General features: G+C 67.8%; 21 protein-coding genes and 2 riboswitches. Of the genes, 4 read left to right on the top strand and 17 right to left on the bottom strand.

From position 1 onward, the window contains the following. From soxX to A6M56_RS21565, 11 genes are all read right to left on the bottom strand, one after another. A complete protein-coding gene (gene soxX / locus A6M56_RS21615) occupies positions 1–660 on the bottom strand; it encodes a sulfur oxidation c-type cytochrome SoxX (RefSeq protein ID WP_102080390.1) in 660 nt (219 codons plus the stop codon). A 16-nt stretch (positions 661–676) separates the two neighbouring features. Continuing rightward, positions 677–1477 (bottom strand): sulfur oxidation c-type cytochrome SoxA, encoded by an 801-nt coding sequence (soxA, locus tag A6M56_RS21610; RefSeq protein WP_102080391.1) that lies wholly within the window; start codon positions 1475–1477, stop codon positions 677–679. Between the two features lie 40 nt (positions 1478–1517). Next, positions 1518–1973, bottom strand: a complete 456-nt coding sequence (locus A6M56_RS21605) for a DsrE family protein (RefSeq protein ID WP_045785227.1) — start codon at positions 1971–1973, stop codon at positions 1518–1520. A gap of 23 nt (positions 1974–1996) precedes the next feature. Next, positions 1997–2308 carry a thiosulfate oxidation carrier complex protein SoxZ gene (gene soxZ, locus A6M56_RS21600; protein WP_004628733.1) on the bottom strand — a complete coding sequence of 104 codons (312 nt, stop codon included), beginning with the start codon at positions 2306–2308 and terminating at the stop codon, positions 1997–1999. Between the two features lie 18 nt (positions 2309–2326). Next, the gene (gene soxY, locus A6M56_RS21595) at positions 2327–2797 is read right to left on the bottom strand and encodes a thiosulfate oxidation carrier protein SoxY (protein WP_102080392.1); all 471 of its coding nucleotides are present in this window, start codon (positions 2795–2797) and stop codon (positions 2327–2329) included. 10 nt (positions 2798–2807) lie between these two features. After that, positions 2808–3155, bottom strand: a complete 348-nt coding sequence (locus A6M56_RS21590) for a c-type cytochrome (RefSeq protein WP_045785229.1) — start codon at positions 3153–3155, stop codon at positions 2808–2810. A gap of 163 nt (positions 3156–3318) precedes the next feature. Further along, positions 3319–4206 carry an EamA family transporter gene (locus A6M56_RS21585; RefSeq protein ID WP_045785230.1) on the bottom strand — a complete coding sequence of 296 codons (888 nt, stop codon included), beginning with the start codon at positions 4204–4206 and terminating at the stop codon, positions 3319–3321. Positions 4207–4325: 119 nt separating this feature from the next. Then, positions 4326–5621 (bottom strand): NAD(P)/FAD-dependent oxidoreductase, encoded by a 1296-nt coding sequence (locus tag A6M56_RS21580; RefSeq protein WP_102080393.1) that lies wholly within the window; start codon positions 5619–5621, stop codon positions 4326–4328. Further along, positions 5618–5956 carry a c-type cytochrome gene (locus tag A6M56_RS21575; protein WP_102080394.1) on the bottom strand — a complete coding sequence of 113 codons (339 nt, stop codon included), beginning with the start codon at positions 5954–5956 and terminating at the stop codon, positions 5618–5620. Before A6M56_RS21575 ends, A6M56_RS21580 begins: the two co-directional genes overlap by 4 nt. 142 nt (positions 5957–6098) lie before the next feature. Continuing rightward, positions 6099–6917 (bottom strand): BON domain-containing protein, encoded by an 819-nt coding sequence (locus A6M56_RS21570; protein ID WP_045785233.1) that lies wholly within the window; start codon positions 6915–6917, stop codon positions 6099–6101. A 49-nt stretch (positions 6918–6966) separates the two neighbouring features. Further along, the gene (locus tag A6M56_RS21565) at positions 6967–7368 is read right to left on the bottom strand and encodes a YraN family protein (RefSeq protein ID WP_102080395.1); all 402 of its coding nucleotides are present in this window, start codon (positions 7366–7368) and stop codon (positions 6967–6969) included. 35 nt (positions 7369–7403) lie between these two features. Here A6M56_RS21565 and rsmI point away from each other — a divergent pair, with 35 nt between their 5' ends. Next, positions 7404–8306, top strand: coding sequence for a 16S rRNA (cytidine(1402)-2'-O)-methyltransferase (gene rsmI, locus A6M56_RS21560; protein WP_045785235.1), 903 nt, complete (start codon positions 7404–7406; stop codon positions 8304–8306). Here the strand turns inward: rsmI and A6M56_RS21555 are convergent. Continuing rightward, positions 8303–9043: a septal ring lytic transglycosylase RlpA family protein gene (locus A6M56_RS21555; protein WP_062737707.1), complete on the bottom strand. Its 741-nt coding sequence runs from the start codon at positions 9041–9043 to the stop codon at positions 8303–8305. The genes rsmI and A6M56_RS21555 overlap by 4 nt on opposite strands. A gap of 201 nt (positions 9044–9244) precedes the next feature. Between A6M56_RS21555 and A6M56_RS21550 the strand changes: the two genes are divergently transcribed. The 3 genes from A6M56_RS21550 (at position 9245) to A6M56_RS21540 (ending at position 11166) form a co-directional block, all read left to right on the top strand. Beyond that, positions 9245–9901 carry an MBL fold metallo-hydrolase gene (locus A6M56_RS21550; protein ID WP_102080396.1) on the top strand — a complete coding sequence of 219 codons (657 nt, stop codon included), beginning with the start codon at positions 9245–9247 and terminating at the stop codon, positions 9899–9901. Continuing rightward, a complete protein-coding gene (locus A6M56_RS21545) occupies positions 9898–10605 on the top strand; it encodes a PolC-type DNA polymerase III domain-containing protein (protein ID WP_102080397.1) in 708 nt (235 codons plus the stop codon). The genes A6M56_RS21550 and A6M56_RS21545 overlap by 4 nt, the downstream gene beginning before the upstream one ends. Before the next feature lie 297 nt (positions 10606–10902). After that, complete coding sequence (locus A6M56_RS21540) at positions 10903–11166, top strand: hypothetical protein (RefSeq protein WP_102080398.1); 264 nt, start codon at positions 10903–10905, stop codon at positions 11164–11166. Positions 11167–11292: 126 nt separating this feature from the next. Here the strand turns inward: A6M56_RS21540 and A6M56_RS21535 are convergent, their stop codons facing one another. From A6M56_RS21535 to gcvT, 5 genes are all read right to left on the bottom strand, one after another. After that, positions 11293–11643: an arsenate reductase family protein gene (locus A6M56_RS21535; RefSeq protein WP_045785240.1), complete on the bottom strand. Its 351-nt coding sequence runs from the start codon at positions 11641–11643 to the stop codon at positions 11293–11295. Between the two features lie 110 nt (positions 11644–11753). Next, the gene (locus A6M56_RS21530; RefSeq protein ID WP_102080399.1) at positions 11754–13130 is read right to left on the bottom strand and encodes an L-serine ammonia-lyase; all 1377 of its coding nucleotides are present in this window, start codon (positions 13128–13130) and stop codon (positions 11754–11756) included. Positions 13131–13279: 149 nt separating this feature from the next. Next, complete coding sequence (gene gcvP / locus A6M56_RS21525; protein ID WP_045785242.1) at positions 13280–16219, bottom strand: aminomethyl-transferring glycine dehydrogenase; 2940 nt, start codon at positions 16217–16219, stop codon at positions 13280–13282. 65 nt (positions 16220–16284) lie between these two features. Next, complete coding sequence (gene gcvH / locus A6M56_RS21520; protein WP_045785243.1) at positions 16285–16665, bottom strand: glycine cleavage system protein GcvH; 381 nt, start codon at positions 16663–16665, stop codon at positions 16285–16287. A gap of 41 nt (positions 16666–16706) precedes the next feature. Then, positions 16707–17834, bottom strand: coding sequence for a glycine cleavage system aminomethyltransferase GcvT (gene gcvT / locus A6M56_RS21515; protein WP_102080400.1), 1128 nt, complete (start codon positions 17832–17834; stop codon positions 16707–16709). 132 nt (positions 17835–17966) lie between these two features. Further along, a riboswitch (glycine riboswitch) is annotated at positions 17967–18094 on the bottom strand. Positions 18095–18106: 12 nt separating this feature from the next. After that, positions 18107–18204, bottom strand: a riboswitch (glycine riboswitch). Positions 18205–18390 lie beyond the last annotated feature (186 nt).

Genomic DNA, 18390 nt, shown 5'->3' with positions numbered 1-18390 from the left:
TTACTGGTTCACGGGCGAGGCCGGGTCGAACAACAGCGCCATCACGTCGCGGATCTGCTGTTCGGTGAGGATGCCCTTGTGCCCGAAGCGCGGCATGTTGGAGCACGCCGCATACGCGTTGGAGTTGTAGATCTTGCCCCACGTGTAGCGCAGGATCGCTTCCGAATCCCCACGCAGCTTGCCGTACTGGTACAGCGAGGGGCCGATGGTGCCGTAGGACAGTTCGTCTTTCGACAAGCGGTGGCAGGCGTAGCAGTTGGCGCCGTTCGCGCCGCCGGCCGGGTCGGAGAACTGCATGCCGCGGCCGCTCTGCGCGGTCTTCTCGCCTTCCTTCCAATCGCCCAGCCAGGTGGTGTCCGCCGGGTAGCGGATGGTCTTGAATTGCGCGTCTTCCAGCTTCTTGGCAACCGCAGCGGGCACGGCATTGCGGTCGGCAAACTGGCTGCAGACCTTCTGCACGTCGTCGCGCTCGGTCACGCCTTCCACGGTGGCCGGGCCCTTGGAGACAAAGCTCTCCTGGATGACCTTGGCGAGTGCCGCGTCGGCCTTGGCTTCGGGCTTGGGCGGGGTGACGGCCTTGGGGGCGTCGGCTGCGTGCGCGGTGCCGGCAGCCAGGGCCAATGTGAGTGCCGTCAGAACGATGGGGGTCAGTCGGGTCATGCGTGGCCTCATCGTGTCATCGTTTGATGGACGGCGCGTCCATCTTGCCGCCGTTGGCGTTGCGGGCGAGGAACATCTCCAGCGCGGTAATCACCTCGCTGCCGTAGAGCGGTTCCGGAAAGCGCTGCTGGCGCAGGCAGTCATACAGGCGGTGCTGCATCGTGCGTACCTCGCCCTGCGAGACGCGATAACCCGGCCAGGTGGAATACGCAAAGCGCGCGCCGTCGGCGGTCAGCAAGTCAGGCAGCTCCTGCAGGCGGATGCGCAAACCCGGCTGGGCATGGCACGTGGCGCAAGCAAAGTCGTACGCGCCGCCGCGGTAGAAGAACATGCGGCGGCCGAGTTCGTACACGCGCTTTTCTTCGGGGTGGGCGAGCGGAATGTCGATGGCCGCGCCGCGCGATTCGGACGTGATGTACGCCATCAGGCGTTCAATGTCCGACGGCTTGCCGGGCGACGAGAACGGGCGGGCCGATGCCTCTTCCTTGGTCAGCCCCTGCAGCGTCATGCGGCAATGCATGAGGCGCTGTTCGGCGTCCATCACGCGGCCGGTGTCTTTGAAGTAGCGCGGCAGCTTGGCGTAGGCGCCCTTCACGACGCCGGGGCCAAGGCCCAGGTCGCATGCTTCAAGCGAGGCCTGCCTGGGGCCGGCGGGCTTCTTCCAGAGTTCTTCGCCGGCGGCTTCCCAGAGTTCGGCCGGGTTGCCGTCGGCCAGCATCTCGCGGTACTGCGCGATGCCGGCGGCGGTGCTGTCCTTGGCGTCCTGCGCGGATGCCATGACGGCGCTGCCGGCAACCCACGCCGCAGCCAGCACCATCGTCCATGTCTTGTGTTTCACGGTCCCCTCCGTGGGTCGCCTACGGTTTGATATAGGCGAAACCTTCTTCCTGCTGCAAGCGGGTGATTTCCACCACGCCGGCCGGCACTACCTTGGCTTCGAGCAGCAGCTTGTCTTCCGGCACCTTGAAGGCCATCAGCGAGTTGTGGCACACGCGAAACTCCACGCCCATGCTGGCCAGCGCCGCCACCGGTGCATCAAACGGGCGGCCCTGCGCATCCTTGGCGCCTTCAACGAGGAAGTCGATGCCGTGGCCCAGCGCCACCACCACGATCTTCGTGCCGGGTGCGCCGTTCAGGTGGTTGCGCAGGTTGCCGATGGCGCGCACGGCCTGGTCGATGCCTTCGCTCAGCTGGTAGACCACCTTGTAGCGGGCACCGGCGCCGCCAGCGCGCGGGGCGTTCTGGGCAGCAGCCTTGCCGGCCACGCTCAAGGCCGCCAGCGCGGCGGTCACACGAAAGAAGCTGCGTCGCATGTGGGCCTCCGGGCCTTTGCTGTTTACTGAATGGACGTTTCGTCAGTGCGCTTGTCGCCGTGGTTGTCGACCCACGTGACCGTCACCTTGTCGCCCTTGGCGCCGCCCTTGAACTTGAAGTTGAGGAACGGATCTTTCGACACGGCCGGGCCGAACTGCGCGTCCAGCACCGTCTTGCCGCTGTGCTGCACCGTCACGTTGGTGATGTGCCAGGCGGGCACGACCTTGCCGGACGCGTCTTTGCGCTGGCCGGTTTCCATGTCGTGCTTCATCAGGATCTTCACGTCGGTGGTGCCGCCGTTTTCCATTGCGCGAATGCGCATCGGGTCTGCCATGGTGTGTTCTCCTGAGGTTTAACCGCCGCAGCCACCAAGGGTGACCTTCACTTCCTTGCTCGCCAGCACCCATTTGCCGTTGGCGCGCACGGCGGCGTAGACCGTTGACGTCTCGCCCATCTTCACGCGCGTGCTGACAAACGGGTCGGTGCCGGCCGGAATGGCGAACGTGGCGGCCAGCGTGTTCGGGTTCTTTTCGACCAGGATGGCGATGAGGTCGGTGCCCGTCAGCGTGCTCGTCACGACCAGCGGCACCACGGCGCCGTTTTCTGCAATGTCCGGTGCGGTGAGCTGGATGCCGGCGCCGCCCTTGTCGACCGCGCCGCCGCCCAGTTGCTTGAGCACGTCGTTTACGCCCTTGACGCTGAAGGCGGCCTTGTTCCACTCGGCCGCCTGCGCGGGCGTGGCGATGCCGGCGGAGACCAGCAGCGCCATCATCGCGCCCGCGCGCAACACGTCGCGGCGGCTCACGTTGATCGGTTCGTTCATCGCCCTGCCCTCACTTGGCCGGGGCGCCCGCGAGCACCCAGTCGATCACGGTTTTCAGGTCGGCATCGGCAATCTTCGGATTGGCCGGCATCGGGATCTGGCCCCAGTTGCCCATGCCGCCCTCGCGCACCTTCTTGATGAGCTTGGCTTCTGCGCCCGCATCGCCCTTGTATTTGGTGGCCACGTCCTTGTACGCCGGCCCGACGAGCTTGCGGTCGACGGCGTGGCAGCCCATGCAGGCGTTCTGGTTGGCGATGGATTGCGCGCGGGCAGCGTCAACGGCGGCGTGCACGGGCGCGGCGGACAGCGCGAGGCCGGCCAGCACGGCGCCGGCAGCAAGCGTGGGGGCGAACTTCATGTGGTCTCCAGACGGTGGGGCTGCCCGCATGCGTGCGCGGGCCAGATGGTGAGAATCGGACCCGGTATTGTGCCCCAAGTGTGGGCAACCGCCATGCCGCCGCCCCAAAGCCAAACGCCGGCAACGTCGCGGCCCGGGCGCTTGGCGGCGGGTGGCATGCGCCTCAGGCCATCGCCCGCCGCGCCGCCAGCCGGCCGCCGAAAACGTTCAGAAGCAGCCCCGCCATGACGACCGCGCCGCCGAGCCATTGCGCGGGCACCAGCCGCTCGCCCAGCAGCACGGCCGCCGACACCAGCCCCACCACCGGCACCAGCAGCGTGAGCGGCGCAACCTGGCTGGCCGCGTAGCGCGCCAGCAGGCGGCTCCACAGGCTGTAGCCGAAGATGGTGGCGCCGAACGACAGGTAGACGATCGCCCCGATGCTCGATGCGCCGATGTTCGCCAGGCTGTGCGCGATCTGCTCCGGGCCTTCCATCCAGAACGACAGCAGCAGGAACGGAATCGGCGGGATCAGCGCGCCCCACACCACCAGGCTGACCACGTTCACCGGCCCGACGCGCTTGGTGACGATGTTGCCGCTGGCCCACGAAAACGCCGCGCACAGCGTCAGCAAGAAGCCGGCGGTGGTCATGCCCGTGACCGAGCCGCCGCCCGCCATGCCAATGACGGCCAGCCCGCCCGCGGCCACCGCCATGCCGGCCAGGTGGAACCAGCGGATCGGCTCGCGCAGCACGATGGCGGCAATCGTCAGCGTAAAGAAGGCCTGCGACTGCAGCACCAGCGAGGCCAGTCCGGCCGGCATGCCCACATACATGGCCGAGAACAGGAACGCGAACTGTCCGAAGCTGATGGTGGCGCCGTAAGCCACCAGCCACTTGAGCGCAATCTTGGGGCGCGGCACGAACAGCACGGCCGGGAACGCGACCAGCGCAAAGCGCAGCGCACCCAGCAGCATGGGCGGCACACCGTGCAGGCCCACCTTGATGACGACAAAGTTGACGCCCCATACCAGCACAACGGTCAGGGCCAGCAGCAGATCCTTGGGAGACATGATGATCGGAATGGTGTTGCGGCCGCCCGCGCGGCCATCTGACGCACTCTAGGCGCGCGCGGCACGCGCGACTTGCTCAATCTTGCGCATTGTTCGTGCCGCCGCGGGAAGCCGCGTGCTCAGCCCAGCATGTCCGACCAGATCGCGCGGCTCCAGCCTTGCGCGAGCCTGCCCTCCGCCGCGGACGGCGCCTCGGAAAGCCCACCGGCGCCGGGCACCGTCACCATGGTGCGCTCGGCAGGGTCATAGCGGTGGACAGTTGCCACGTGCATCGCCTCGTCCGGCGCGGTGAAGCTGTAGCAGGTGTTCGTATACAGCGGCGACGCATCGGGCGCGTGGCCGGCGAGCATCGCCACCACGGCGGCGGCGGCCACCTTGCCGTGCTGGTTCGCCATGTGGCCGGACTTCGGCATCAGCGGCGCGGTCTGGATGGCATCGCCGATCACGTGCACGCCGGTCGCCACCTTCGATTCGAACGACAGGAAGTCGACCTCGCACCAGCGTCCGTTGGCCGTCGCCAGCCCGGCCTGCACGGCAATCGCTCCGGCACGCTGCGGCGGGATCAGGTTGACCACATCGGCCTGCACGTCGTCCTGCACGTCGAACTTCAGTACGCGGCCGGTCGCATCGATGTCGACGGCGTTGTATTGCGGCCGATATTCGATATGCCGGGGGTAGCGCTCGGCCCACACGCGCTTGAACAGCGCGCCCTTGGACGTCACATCGTCATTGGCATCGAGGATGAGCACGCGCGAGTCGGGCTTGGCGCGCTGCAGCCAGTGCGCGATCAGGCAGGCACGCTCGTACGGCGCGGGCGGGCAGCGATACGGCGCGAGCGGAATGCTGATCGCCACCGTGCCGCCGTTGGGCATGGCCTCGAGCCGGTGGCGCAGCGCGAGCGTCTGCATGCCGGCCTTCCACGCGTGCGGCGCCTGTGCCGCCGTGGCGGGGTTCGCCAAGCCGGGAATCGCACCCGCAATGAAATCGATGCCGGGCGACAGGATCAGGCGGTCGTAATCCAGCGTGCCGCCGCCGGCCAGGCGCACCTGCCTTGCACCGACGTCGATGGCCGATGCGCGATCCCGCACCCAACGCACCCCGTGGCGCCCGACCAGCGCGTCGTACGGCACGGTCACCGACGCCAGGTCGCGGTCGCCGGACACCACGAGGTTCGACAAGGGACACGAAACGAACGTCGCGTTCGGCTCGACCAGCGTCACGTCGACACGCCCTCCGGAGAACGTGCGTACGTACTTGGCCGCCGTGGCCCCGCCATAGCCGCCGCCAACCACCACGACACGCGCATTGCGCGCGCCCGACAGCGACGCACATGCCGCCAGCGGCCCGGCCAGCGCCGTCGCGCCCAGCGCGCGCAGCACGGCCCGCCGGTCCTTCATGCAGGGAGATGCGGTCATGGTGCCTCCTGCGATTGGCGCGACAGCCAGCCGGCAATGGCGGCGATCTGCGCATCGTCATAACCACGCGCAATCTGGCCCATCACCGTGGACGGGCGTGTGCCGTTGCGGAACGCCTGCAGCGTATCGATCAGCTCGGCCTGCGAGCGGCCCGCGAGCGGGGGCAGCGTCTGTACGGCGCGCCCGACGCCCGGCGCGGTATCGGCGTGATGGCAGCCCGCGCACGATGCCGCCCATGTGCGGGCCTGGGGGTCGGAGGGCGGACGATCGGCCGCGCGGGCCGTGGGCAGTGCCGCCAGCAGAGCCGCGGCGGCAAGACGGTGGACGACGGGCATGGGGGGCAGCGAAGTCGGGCAAGCGTCATACGCTAGCACGCACCGCCGGCCATGTGCCTGGGTGATGCGCGCAGCCAACAAAAAACGCAGCCCGATGGCTGCGTTCTTTGCAAAGCGATGGGGGCCGAGGCTGCCGGCACCGTTACGGCAGCTGCTTGCCCGGCGGCAGCGCCGGCGAGGTGGTCGGCGACACCGTCACCCCGGGCGATGCGGAGGTCACGGGCGCGGGGGCCTGCGTGGCCGTCGGCGTGCCGCGCACAGTGGCGGGCGTGCCTTGCGACGCGTCGGGCGCCACCGAGGGGTTGGTCGACGTGGCATTCGCGTCCAGGCGCTTGCGCTCGTCTTCGCTCACGTAGTCGAACACCTTCACGACCTTGTTGACGCCGCCCACGGTGCGCACCGCTTCGGTGGCACGGTTGCCTTCGGCTTCGGTCACCACGCCCATCAGGAAGACGGTCTGCGCTTCGGTGGTCACCTTGATGGAGTTCCAGGGCACGCCTTCCGCGCCGGCCAGCACGCCCTTCACCTTGGTGGTGATGTAGGTGTCGTTGGCACGCGAGCTCATCGTGCTCGATTCAGGCGTCACGACCAACTCGTTGACGACCTCGCGGGCATTCTCGAGCTTTTGCGCGTATTGGCCGATCTCCTGCTTGGTCTGCTCGGTGCCGGCTTCGCCCGTCAGCAGCACCTTGCGGTTGTAGACGGTGACGTTGACGTGCGCGCGGCCGTTGTAGCGCGAGATCAGCGTGTTCTCGGCCTCCATCTGCAGGCCGCGGTCGATGGTCTGCGTGGCGGTCGGGCGTCGGTCGGTGGCCAGGGCGACGCCACCGGCCACGGCGCCGGCAAACAGCGGGAAGCAGGCGGTCAGCTGCGTGGCGGTGATGCCGGCCAGGGCGGCCAGCACAACGGTGCGCTTGACCGAGTGACGCAAGCGGGCAGACGTAGGCGACGAGGGTTTCATGCTGTCCTTGAATGAAGTCCGGAAGAGAGAAGAGCGACAAGAGCGAGATTCACGCTTCGACACCAAAGGCATCGCGCATCCACTCGATGCGCGTGCCGTCGATGGCGATGACGTCAAAGCGGCAGGCGGGGACATCCTGCGCCTGCTGCGCGAGAAAATCTTCGGCCGCCGCGATCAGGCGGCGCTGCTTGGTCGGCGTCACGCTGGCGGCCGCACCGCCAAAGCGCTGCGTGGAGCGTGCCACGCGGGCACGGACTTCCACGAAGACCAGCGCGCCGGCCGCATCGCGCATCACCAGGTCGATCTCACCGGCCTTGCAGCGATAATTGCGCGTGACCACCGACAGGCCCCGCGCTTGCAGATAGCGGAGTGCGCGGTCTTCGCCGGCATCGCCGGTCGCGGCTGTGAGTGGCATCGTGGACTGCGAAGAGACGGGCTGCGGCGCGTGCATTGGCGGTTTGAACCAAGTGACGGAGAGAAGTTCTCGTGAGTGATCCTGACTGGACCCTGCTGGCGCACGACCAGCATTACCCCGCCGGCGCATTATATGTGGTGGCCACCCCCATCGGGAACGCCGCCGACGTATCGCTGCGGGCGCGGCACGTGCTCGGCCTGGTCGATGCGGTGGCCTGCGAGGACACCCGCAACACGGGGCAACTGCTCAATCGGCTGGGGCTGTCGCGCCCGATGCTGGCCGCACACGAGCACAACGAGCGCGAAGCGGCCGAGCGCATCGTGGCGCGTCTGGCGCAGGGCGAGCGCATCGCCTATGTGTCGGATGCCGGCACGCCGGGCGTGTCCGACCCCGGCTCGCGCATTGTGCAGGCCGTGCGCGCGGCGGGCCATCGCGTGATTCCGCTGCCCGGCGCCAGTGCCGTGGTGACTGCGCTCTCGGCCGCCGGCGAGCTGCTCGACACGTCCGCCGGGCAATTCACCTTCGTCGGCTTCCTGCCGCCCAAGGCGGGGCAGCGCGATGCGGCCATCCGCCAATGGGCGGCGCACGGGCCGGCGTGGGTCCTGTACGAGGCGCCGCATCGCATCGACGCGACACTGGCGGCGCTGGCCGAGCATCTGCCGGCGCGGCGCGTGCTCATCGGGCGCGAACTGACCAAGCTGTTCGAGCAGATCGTCGTGCTGCCGGCGGCGGAGGCGCCCGCATGGCTGGCCGCCGATGCCTCGCATGGCAAGGGCGAATTCGTGCTGGTGGTGGAAGGTGCGGGCGCGCAGGACGCGGCGCCCACGGCCCTGGCAGCGGACCAGGTCTTGCGTCTGCTGTTGGCCGAGCTGCCGGCCAAACGCGCGGCAAAGCTGGCGGGCGCGATCACCGGTGCGCCGGTCGATGCGCTGTACCAGAGCGCGCTGGCGCTCAAGAACGACGGGAAGGATTAACGGTGCCGCGCCTTCCTGGCGCGATGCTTCACACGCTTGGCCGGCGTCGGGTCGTCGGCGCCCACATCGGCATCGCCATCGTTGCTGGCCACGTCGGTTTGCGTGAGCTCGGGGCGCAGCGCTTCGACTTCTGCGCGTGACAGGCGGCGGATCTCCACGCGGGTCGAACCGCGCTTGACGAAATCGAGCCGCTTGGCGGCGGCGTACGACATGTCGAGGATGCGCTTGCCGTAGTACGGGCCGCGATCCGTCACCTTGGCGACGACCACGCGGTCGTTGGCGAGGTTGCGCACGAGCACCCAGCTCTGCAGGGGCAGCGACGGGTGCGCCACCGTGAAGGCATTCATGTCGAAGCGCTCGCCGCTGGCGGTGCGCCGGCCGTGGAAGCCGCGGCCGTACCACGAGGCGATGCCGCGCTCTTCGAAGGTGCCCAGGTCTGCGCGCAGGCCGGGCGTGGTGTCGGTGTTCTCGTCGAGCTTGAGGCCGTTCGAATCGGGCACGCCGCGAAACGACAGCGAACCCCAGGCGTCGGGGTTGTCGCGCGGGTCGGCCGGCTTGAGGGCAGTCGCGGGTGCGGCGGGCTTGCTGGCCTGCACGCCGGTCTGTGTGCCCGCAGGCGGTTCGCCCGGGACAGCGGCACAGCCCGCCAGCACCAGCAGCGTGGTGCCGTGCGTCAGCCAGGCACGCAGCGTGCGGCCGGCCAAAAGGCTGGAGATCGGGTGGGAAAGCTTGAGCATGGGCGCGAGTCTAACACGCATGCTTTGGTCGACTATTTACATTTCCTATTAAAACGATCACATCATGCAGTCATCTCGCATCAATTTTGTAAAATTTTCTTTCTGATGTAACAGGCCGGCCCGCGAGCCCAGTGCTGGCGCGGGCTCGGGCCGATACAATCGGGTTATCCCTGCCTCGCGCAAATGCGCACAAAAAATCACATGAAAGTCGTCGTCGTCCCCGTTACGCCGTTTGAACAGAACTGCACGCTGCTGATTGGCGACGATGGCGCGGCCGCCGTCACCGACCCCGGCGGCGACGTCGAGCGCATCCTGGCGGCCGCCCAGCAGCACGGCGCGCGCATCGAAAAGATCCTGCTCACGCACGGCCACGTCGACCACTGCGCCGCCGCCGACGCCCTGCGCAGGCAGCTCGGCGTGCCCATCGAAGGTCCGCAGAAGGACGAGGCGTTCTGGATCGACCAGCTGCCGGTGCAGAGCCAGCGCTTCGGCTTTCCGCAGGCCGAGGCGTTCGTGCCCGATCGCTGGCTGGACGACGGCGACACCGTGCAGGCCGCCGGCCGCACGCTGCAGGTGTTCCACTGCCCCGGCCACACGCCCGGCCACGTGGTGTTCTTCAGTGCGGAAGACCGCGTCGCCATCGTCGGCGACGTGCTGTTCGCGGGCTCGATCGGCCGCACCGATTTTCCGCGCGGCAACCATGCGGATCTGATCCGCTCGATCCGCACAAAGCTGTGGCCGCTCGGCGACGACGTCACCTTTGTGCCGGGCCACGGCCCGGTCTCCACCTTTGGCGATGAGCGCGCGACCAATCCGTACGTCGCCGATCGGCTGTTTGCCAACGAAGGCACAACATGAGCGACGACACCAACGAGAGCGACGACACCTTCGCCGACACCGCGCCCGCCGCGGCCCAGGACAAGCCCCGCCGCAAGCGCGGCAACCAGCCGCCCGACACGCGGCCCGAGATCTACGTCAGCACCGACGTCGAGGCCGATGGGCCCATCCCCGGGCCGCACTCGATGCTCAGTTTTGCCAGCGCGGCCTACCTGGCCGACAAGACGCTCGTCGGCACGTTCGAAGCCAACCTCGAAACGCTGCCCGGCGCGGAAGGCCATCCGGTCCAGATGCAGTGGTGGCAGACGCAGCCCGAGGCGTGGGCCGCGTGCCGCAGCAATCTCGAGGCGCCTGAGGTGGCCTTGCCGCGCTATGTGGAGTGGGTCGAGAGCCTGCCGGGCAAGCCGGTGTTCGTGGCGTTTCCGGCGGGCTTCGATTTCACGTACATGTTCTGGTACATGATGCGGTTCGCGGGGCGCTCGCCGTTCGGGTGGGCCGCGCTCGACATCAAGACGCTGGCCTTTGCGCTGACGGGCATGCCGTACCGGCGCAACGTGAAGGCGGCGTTTCCCGAGCACTGGCACGATCCGCTGCCGCACACGCACATCGCGCTGGACGACGCGAAGGAGCAAGGCGCCCTCTTCTGCAACATGCTGGCAGAGTTGCGCAAGCGCGAGGCCGAGCGCGCCGCCGAGCAAGTGTCCCACCAATCTGCTCAGGATTGAGCGCCCAGGCGCGGTGCAGTCGGGCGCAGAAAGCGTCACGCATCGCGGCAAGAGCCGCATACCGTTTGCGTTTCGCGCGCGTGACGCGCGCACCATGCCGCGGCGCAACTTGCGGGGCCGCAAACCCGCGTCTACGCTGGGCTTGTGCGAGGCGACCAGACGACTGCGCCACCCGGCGCCGACAAGCAAAGCCACTCGCATACGCCATTTGCCTGTCGTATCGTCATCGGGCCGCACGTACCCCCGACGCCGGTGCGTGCCGGCGTCGGCTCCACACACACGACGGGAGGTACCGCGATGCGATTTTCCCGTGACGCGTTTGACACGCAACACTTGCGAGCGATGGCGGAGCGCTTGCACTGGCATCGCAAGCCGTCCGCGAAGGCCATGCCGCTGGGCATGCGCGTGCATCTGCATCGCGCGCACAGCAGCGAGCACGACGATGCGGAGGTCATGAAAGTCACTGCGGTATCGACCGCGGTGGCGCTGGCAGTGGTGCTCGCAGCGCTGCTGGCCATTGGTTTCGGGTCAGAAATGGCCCGATGGATGGGCCTGGAATGATCCGGTGCCCCAGCGCGTCTTGACGGACGCAGCCCCGGCCCTCGCGCAAGGCGATACGGCCACCCCTGAACGGCCTGCCCGATGGAAATCGGCAGGCCGTTCAACTGTGGGGCCCCCGATGTGGGCTTACTTCAGGAACGCGTCGAGCGCTTCCGGCGTCCGGCCAATGGTGGCCTTCCCGTTGCGTACGAGCACCGGACGCTGCAGCAGCCGCGGATGCGCCGCGATGGCCTCGAGCAGCGCCTCGTCGGAGGCATCCGCCAGGTTCAGTTGCGCGTATTCGTCTTCGTTCTCGCGCACGAGGCTGCGCACGGGCGCATCGAGTTGCGCCGCCAGTGTCTTGAGCGCATCCAGCGTGGGCGGCGTGACGAGGTAATCGACGACGTCGAGCGGTTCGCCCGTCTTCTGGGCAAAGGCCTGGGCCCGCTCAAGCGCAGCGCGGGATTTGGAGCAACGCGGGTTGTGGTAGATCTGCATGATCGAAATGGCGGAATGGAAGGTGAAACGCCTTGCATGTTAACGCCCCACCGCCCGGCCGGATTTCGCGTTTGGTGGTGGGGGCATTCGCCGCCGTTCTGCGCGCAGCCTCAGCACTCCACGATGTTGACCGCCAGGCCGCCGCGGGCCGTCTCCTTGTACTTGGTCTTCATGTCCGCGCCCGTTTCACGCATGGTCTTGATGACCGAATCGAGCGAGACATAGTGCGTGCCGTCTCCGCGCAACGCCATGCGCGCCGCGTTCACGGCCTTCACCGAGGCCATCGCATTGCGCTCGATGCACGGAATCTGCACCAGCCCGCCGACTGGGTCGCATGTCAGCCCCAGGTTGTGCTCCATGCCGATCTCCGCTGCGTTTTCGACCTGCGCAGGCGTGCCGCCCAGCACCGCTGCCAGCGCACCCGCCGCCATCGAACACGCCACGCCGACCTCCCCCTGGCAGCCGACCTCCGCTCCCGAGATCGACGCGTTCATCTTGTACAGCATGCCGATCGCGCCGGCGGTGAGCAGAAAATCGACCACGCCGTTGTCGTTCGCGCCGGGCACGAAGCGGTCGTAGTAATGCAGCACGGCGGGGATGATGCCGGCGGCGCCGTTGGTCGGCGCCGTGACGACGCGCCCGCCCGCGGCGTTTTCTTCGTTCACGGCAATCGCATACAGGTTCACCCAGTCGATGACCGACAGCGGATCGGACAGCGCGCGTTCGGCCTGCACCGTGAGCCGTGAATACAGCTCCGCCGCGCGGCGACGCACGTGGAACGGGCCCGGCAGTTCGCCCTCGGTGCGGCAGCCGCGCGCCACGCACGCCTGCATCACGTGCCATATGTTGAGCAAGCCGGCGCGCACTTCGGCTTCGGTGCGCCACGTCAGTTCGTTTTCGAGCATCAGGCGGGCGATGGACTTGCCCGTCGATTCGCACATCGCCAGCAATTCCTTGCCGCTGCGGAACGGATGCGGCAACTGGTCGTGTGCGGCCAGCACTTGCGTATTCGGCGCACCGGCCGTGACGACAAAGCCGCCGCCCACCGACAGGTAGCGCGCCTCGCGCAGCCGCTCGCCGGCCGCATCGAAGGCATGGAACTTCATGCCGTTCGGGTGCTCGGCCATCGCCTCGCGGCGATAGAAGGCGATGTGCTCCTTCTCGGTAAAGCGCACCGCGTGACGGCCCAGCAGCGACAGCGACTGCGACGCGCGCAGCGCCGCCAGCTTGTCTTCGATGGTGTCGGGGTCGATGGTGTCCGGCGCCTCGCCCATCAGGCCGAGGATGACGCCGCGATCGGTGCCGTGGCCCTTGCCGGTGGCGCCGAGCGAGCCATACAGCTCGACGCGCACGCTGGCGACTTGCGGCATCAGGCCGTCGGCTTCGAGGCCGGAGGCGAACATCAGCGCGGCGCGCATCGGCCCGACGGTGTGCGAGCTGGACGGGCCGATGCCGATCTTGAAGAGGTCGAAAACAGAAACAGCCATGGGGTCAGGCTCCGGGGGGCGTTTTGCAAAAGGGGCGAGTCGGCTTGTGGCCGCCCGCGCTCGGGTTGTTCAGATGCAAACGGCCGCCCCGTGGTGCGAGGCGGCCGCCTGAGGCGCGGCGCGATGGCAATCGCGCTGGGTCGCCGGCTTTAGTCCTGCGCGTACTCGCTCATCGGCACGCAGGCGCAGAACAGGTTGCGGTCGCCGTAGACGTTGTCGGCGCGGCCAACCGGCGGCCAGTACTTGCGTGCGCGCAGCGATGCCACCGGGTAAGCGGCCTGCTCGCGCGTGTACTTGTGCGACCAGTCATCGGCCATCACCACGGCTGCGGTGTGCGGCGCGTGCTTGAGCGGGTTGTCTTCACGGTCGAATTCGCCCGAGATGACCTTGTCGATCTCGCCGCGGATGGCAATCATCGCGTCGATGAAACGGTCGAGTTCCACCTTCGGCTCGCTTTCGGTCGGCTCGATCATCAGCGTGCCCGGCACCGGGAAGCTCATCGTCGGTGCGTGGAAGCCGAAGTCCATCAGGCGCTTGGCGATGTCTTCGTTGCTGATGCCCGATTCCTTCTGCAGCGGACGGATGTCGAGAATGCACTCGTGGGCCACCAGGCCGTGCGCGCCCGTGTACAGCACCGGGTAGTACGGCGCGAGACGCTTGGCCACGTAGTTGGCCGACAGGATGGCCGTCTCGGTGGCGGCGGTCAGGCCCGCGGCGCCCATCATCGCGATGTACATCCACGAGATCGGCAGGATCGACGCCGAGCCGAACGCCGACGCCGACACATTGCCGATGTTCTGGCTGGCATCTTCACCCGACGCCGCGCGCCCCGGGAGGAACGGCGCGAGGTGCGCACCCACGGCCACCGGGCCGACGCCCGGGCCGCCGCCGCCGTGCGGAATGCAGAACGTCTTGTGCAGGTTCAGGTGCGAGACGTCGCCGCCGAAGTGGCCCGGCGCGGCGGTGCCGACCATGGCGTTCATGTTGGCGCCGTCCACGTAGACCTGGCCGCCGTGGCTGTGCACGATTTCGCAGACGCGCTTCACGCCTTCCTCGAACACGCCGTGCGTGGACGGGTAGGTGATCATGATGGCCGCGAGGTTCTTGCTGTGCTCGGCGGCCTTCTTTTCCAGATCGGCCAGATCGACGTTGCCGCGCTCATCGCAGGCCACCACGACCACCTGCATGCCGGCCATCTGCGCCGATGCGGGGTTCGTACCGTGCGCCGACGACGGGATCAGGCACACGTTGCGGTGCGCTTCGCCACGGCTGGCGTGGTAGGCGTGGATGATCAGCAGACCGGCGTATTCGCCCTGCGAGCCGGCATTCGGCTGCAGGCTCACGGCGGCGTAGCCGGTGGCGGCGCAGAGCATCTGCTCGAGCTGGTCGATCATCTCGCGGTAGCCGACGGTCTGGTCGGCCGGTGCGAACGGATGGATGTTCGAAAACTCGGGCCACGTCACCGGCAGCATTTCTGCGGTGGCGTTGAGCTTCATCGTGCACGAGCCCAGCGGGATCATCGTGCGGTCGAGCGCGAGATCCTTGTCAGCCAGGCTGCGCAGGTAGCGCAGCATTTCGTGCTCGGAGTGGTGCGCGTTGAACACCGGATGCGTCAGGTATGCGCTCTGGCGGATGAGCGAGGCCGGATACGCATCGGCGACGCCCGCTTCGGTCTGGTCGAAGTCCGGTGCGGCGGCGTGCGCGGCATGCGCGAAGATGTCCCACAGCGCCACGACATCGGCGCGCGTGACCGTTTCGTCCAGCGAGATGCCCAGTCGCGCGTCGTCGATCTGGCGCAGGTTGATGCCGTGCGCCTGCGCAGCGATGTGCAGGTTGGCGGTGCGCGGGCCGGTGGCGACGGTCAGCGTGTCGAAGAAGGCGTCGGCTTCCAGCGTGTAGCCGATCGCGCGCAGGCCGGCGGCCAGCGTGGCGGTCAGGCGGTGCACGCGCTGGGCGATGCGCTTCAGGCCTTGCGGGCCGTGGTAGACGGCGTACATCGACGCCATCACGCCCAGCAGCACCTGCGCGGTACAGATGTTCGAGGTGGCCTTCTCGCGGCGGATGTGCTGCTCGCGCGTTTGCAGCGCGAGGCGGTAGGCCGGGTTGCCTTGCGCATCGATCGTCACGCCGACCAGTCGGCCGGGCATCGAGCGCTTGAACGCATCGCGCACGGCCATGTAGCCGGCGTGCGGGCCGCCGAAACCGAACGGCACGCCAAAGCGCTGCGTGTTGCCGATCACGACGTCAGCGCCCCATTCGCCCGGCGCGGCCAGCAGCGTGAGCGCCAGCAGGTCGGCGGCGGCCACGACCAGGCCGCCGGCGGCGTGCACGGCATCGGTGAGCGCCTGGTACGTCGCCAGATCGCCCAGCAGCGCACCGTTGGCGCCCGGGTATTGCAGCAGCACACCGAACGCGTCGTGCTTGGCAGCGTCGGCCGCCGGGCCGGTCACCACCTGCACGCCGATCGGCTTGGCGCGCGTGCGCACGACTTCCAGCGTTTGCGGCAGCACGTCGTCGGCCACGAAGAACACGGTCGACTTCGACTTGCCAATCCGCTGCAGCAGCGTCATGGCTTCAGCCGCGGCGGTCGCTTCGTCCAGCATCGACGCATTGGCGATGTCCATCGCCGTAAGGTCGATCACCATCTGCTGGAAATTCAGCATCGCTTCCAGGCGCCCCTGGGAGATTTCCGGCTGATACGGCGTGTACGCCGTGTACCAGGCGGGGTTTTCGAGGATGTTGCGCAGGATGACGCCCGGCGTGTGCGTGCCGTAGTAGCCCTGGCCGATCAGGCTCTTGAACACGCGGTTCTGCCCCGCGATGCCGCGCAGCTTGGCCAGCGCCGCTTCTTCGGTCAGCGGTTGCGTGAATTCGCCCAGCGGCATCCCGTCTTTGCGGCGGATGGCGGCCGGGATCACGGCGTCGATCAGCTCGGCGCGGCTGGCGTAGCCGAGCGTGGCCAGCATCTGCGCCTGCTCTTCGGCAGACGGGCCGATGTGGCGATGCGAGAAGGCGTCGCGCGCCTCCAGTTCGGCGAGGGTAGGACGTTCAGCGGCAAGCGCCGAGGAAGCGGGGTGCGGAGCGTTCATGGCAAGGGCTCGAAATTCAGGCAAAAGCCGATGCGCGGGTCAGGCGCATCGGCTCGGGGTGCGGCTTAGGCGCGTTCGGCGGCGTACTTCTCTGCCGTCCACAGCGCGTTCACGTCATCGGCGTTGGCCGGCTTGATCTTGAAGAGCCACGCGGCGTACGCGTCGCCGTTGACGGATTCGGGCGAGCCGATCGCATCTTCGTTGCGGGCAACGATCTCGCCGGCAACCGGTGCGTAGATGTCCGAAGCGGCCTTGACCGACTCGACCACCGCAATCGCCTCGTCCTTGTTGACGCTGCGGCCGGCTTCCGGCAGATCCAGGAAGACGATGTCGCCCAGTGCGTCCTGCGCGTAGTCGGTGATGCCGATGGTCAGCGTGCCGTCGGCTTCAACGCGGATCCACTCGTCGTGTTCGGTGTACTTCAGATCGGCGGGGACGTTGCTCATGAAAAGGTTCTCCGGAAGATGGGAATGGTGGGAATTCGGGTTCAGCTGACCAGCGCCTTGCCATTGCGCACGAACGGCAGTTTAACCACTGTCGCGGTCAGCTTGCGGTCGCGGATTTCGACCTGCACGTCGGTGCCCAGGGCCACGCTCTTCGGCAGGCGCGCCAGTGCGATCGATTGCGACAGGCTCGGACTGAACGTGCCGCTGGTGATTTCGCCGTCACCGACGGGCGTGATGACCTTCTGGTGGGCGCGCAGCACGCCGCCCTTGTCGCGCAGAATCAGGCCGACGAACTGTTCGCGCTGGCCGCCGGCCAGCAGTGCGGCCTTGCCAGTGAAGTCGCGTTCGCTTTGCAGGTCGACCGTCCAGGCCAGGCCGGCGTCCAGCGGCGAGACGTGCTCGTCCATGTCCTGGCCGTAGAGGTTCATGCCGGCTTCCAGGCGCAGCGTGTCGCGTGCGCCCAGGCCTGCCGGGCGCACGCCGGCCTGCAGCAGGCGCTCCCACACGCCGGCGATCTGCGCGGCGGGCACGACCAGTTCGAAGCCGTCTTCGCCGGTATAGCCGGTGCGCGCGACCATGATCTCGCCCACGTGTTCCACGGTGACGAACCCTGCGTTGAAAGGCTTGAGCGCGTCGCCCACCGCCTGCGTGCCGGGCAGTGCCGCGTATGTCCGGGCGCGGGCGTTCGGGCCCTGCACCGCCAGGATGCCCAGCGGCTCGGGGCCCGCGTTGTTGTCGGAGCGGCGCGGCGTGATCGTCACGCCGGTACCGGCGGCATTGTTCTGCTCGACGATCCACTCGAGGTCGGTCGGCGCGGTGCCGGCGTTGACCACCAGGCGGAACCAGTCTTCACGGAAGAAATAGACGATCAGGTCGTCGATCACGCCGCCCTTGGCGTTCAGCATGCAGCTGTAGAGCGCCTTGCCGGGCGTCTGGAGCTTGTCGACGTTGTTGGCCAGCAGCCCACGCAGGAAGTCGCGCACGCGCGGCCCCGTGAGGTCGACCACGCACATGTGCGAAACGTCGAAGACGCCGGCGTCCTGCCGCACGGCGTGGTGTTCTTCGATCTGGGAGCCGTAGTTGACGGGCATGTCCCAGCCGCCGAAGTCGACCATGCGGGCGCCCAGCGAGCGGTGGATGGCATTGAGCGGCGTGTGTTGGAGCGTCATGGAGTCTCTCGGCTTGAGGCGCCGCCGGTGTGGCTGAGGGCGCGGCGCATGGATCGGAACCAGAAAAGCAAAAAGGCCACCCGCGCAGCCTGATGCCCCATGGTGACGCCATGAAGATCAACAAGCTGCGCAGATGGCCCCTCTGTCCTTGGTACCTGAGAGATTGCGAAGCGGTGCGCATAGCGGTGCGCGCCGTTCGTGAGCCCCTTCGGTGGGCGCCCGCAGTGGTCGTGCGGCGCCAGCTCTCCAGAGTGCGGTCGGACGCATGTCCGCCGATCCGCCCGGTCCTGGATGCCTGAGAGTTTTCGGGTGCTACCCCTTCGGCGGCGCCTTGCCGTGTACGGCGGGCACGCTCTCCCGGATGGATGGGCGGAATTTACGGAAGGGGGATGGGATTGTCAATTGGGGTGGACTTGGCGGTCTCGGGTGGTGGGGAGGGCTGGATTTTTTGTGCTTGTGGTGCATCCCTTGTTTCATCCCTGCCGGGGCTGACTCACTTTCGTTGGTCTTGCCCAAAGAAAGTAAGCAAAGAAATGCGCGCCCGAGATGGCGAAAG

Origin of the sequence: Ralstonia sp. RL (assembly GCF_001683835.1) — a bacterium.
Taxonomy (GTDB): domain Bacteria; phylum Pseudomonadota; class Gammaproteobacteria; order Burkholderiales; family Burkholderiaceae; genus Ralstonia; species Ralstonia mannitolilytica.
This window is presented reverse-complemented; position numbering and strand designations above follow the sequence as displayed.

Coding starts and splice junctions, on each gene's coding strand:
- soxX (WP_102080390.1), bottom strand. CDS start 660: ATGACCCGACTGACCCCCATCGTTCTGACGGCACTCACATTGGCCCTG.
- soxA (WP_102080391.1), bottom strand. CDS start 1,477: ATGGTGCTGGCTGCGGCGTGGGTTGCCGGCAGCGCCGTCATGGCATCC.
- A6M56_RS21605 (WP_045785227.1), bottom strand. CDS start 1,973: ATGCGACGCAGCTTCTTTCGTGTGACCGCCGCGCTGGCGGCCTTGAGC.
- soxZ (WP_004628733.1), bottom strand. CDS start 2,308: ATGGCAGACCCGATGCGCATTCGCGCAATGGAAAACGGCGGCACCACC.
- soxY (WP_102080392.1), bottom strand. CDS start 2,797: ATGAACGAACCGATCAACGTGAGCCGCCGCGACGTGTTGCGCGCGGGC.
- A6M56_RS21590 (WP_045785229.1), bottom strand. CDS start 3,155: ATGAAGTTCGCCCCCACGCTTGCTGCCGGCGCCGTGCTGGCCGGCCTC.
- A6M56_RS21585 (WP_045785230.1), bottom strand. CDS start 4,206: ATGTCTCCCAAGGATCTGCTGCTGGCCCTGACCGTTGTGCTGGTATGG.
- A6M56_RS21580 (WP_102080393.1), bottom strand. CDS start 5,621: ATGACCGCATCTCCCTGCATGAAGGACCGGCGGGCCGTGCTGCGCGCG.
- A6M56_RS21575 (WP_102080394.1), bottom strand. CDS start 5,956: ATGCCCGTCGTCCACCGTCTTGCCGCCGCGGCTCTGCTGGCGGCACTG.
- A6M56_RS21570 (WP_045785233.1), bottom strand. CDS start 6,917: ATGAAACCCTCGTCGCCTACGTCTGCCCGCTTGCGTCACTCGGTCAAG.
- A6M56_RS21565 (WP_102080395.1), bottom strand. CDS start 7,368: ATGCACGCGCCGCAGCCCGTCTCTTCGCAGTCCACGATGCCACTCACA.
- A6M56_RS21555 (WP_062737707.1), bottom strand. CDS start 9,043: ATGCTCAAGCTTTCCCACCCGATCTCCAGCCTTTTGGCCGGCCGCACG.
- A6M56_RS21550 (WP_102080396.1), top strand. CDS start 9,245: ATGAAAGTCGTCGTCGTCCCCGTTACGCCGTTTGAACAGAACTGCACG.
- A6M56_RS21545 (WP_102080397.1), top strand. CDS start 9,898: ATGAGCGACGACACCAACGAGAGCGACGACACCTTCGCCGACACCGCG.
- A6M56_RS21540 (WP_102080398.1), top strand. CDS start 10,903: ATGCGATTTTCCCGTGACGCGTTTGACACGCAACACTTGCGAGCGATG.
- A6M56_RS21535 (WP_045785240.1), bottom strand. CDS start 11,643: ATGCAGATCTACCACAACCCGCGTTGCTCCAAATCCCGCGCTGCGCTT.
- A6M56_RS21530 (WP_102080399.1), bottom strand. CDS start 13,130: ATGGCTGTTTCTGTTTTCGACCTCTTCAAGATCGGCATCGGCCCGTCC.
- gcvP (WP_045785242.1), bottom strand. CDS start 16,219: ATGAACGCTCCGCACCCCGCTTCCTCGGCGCTTGCCGCTGAACGTCCT.
- gcvH (WP_045785243.1), bottom strand. CDS start 16,665: ATGAGCAACGTCCCCGCCGATCTGAAGTACACCGAACACGACGAGTGG.
- gcvT (WP_102080400.1), bottom strand. CDS start 17,834: ATGACGCTCCAACACACGCCGCTCAATGCCATCCACCGCTCGCTGGGC.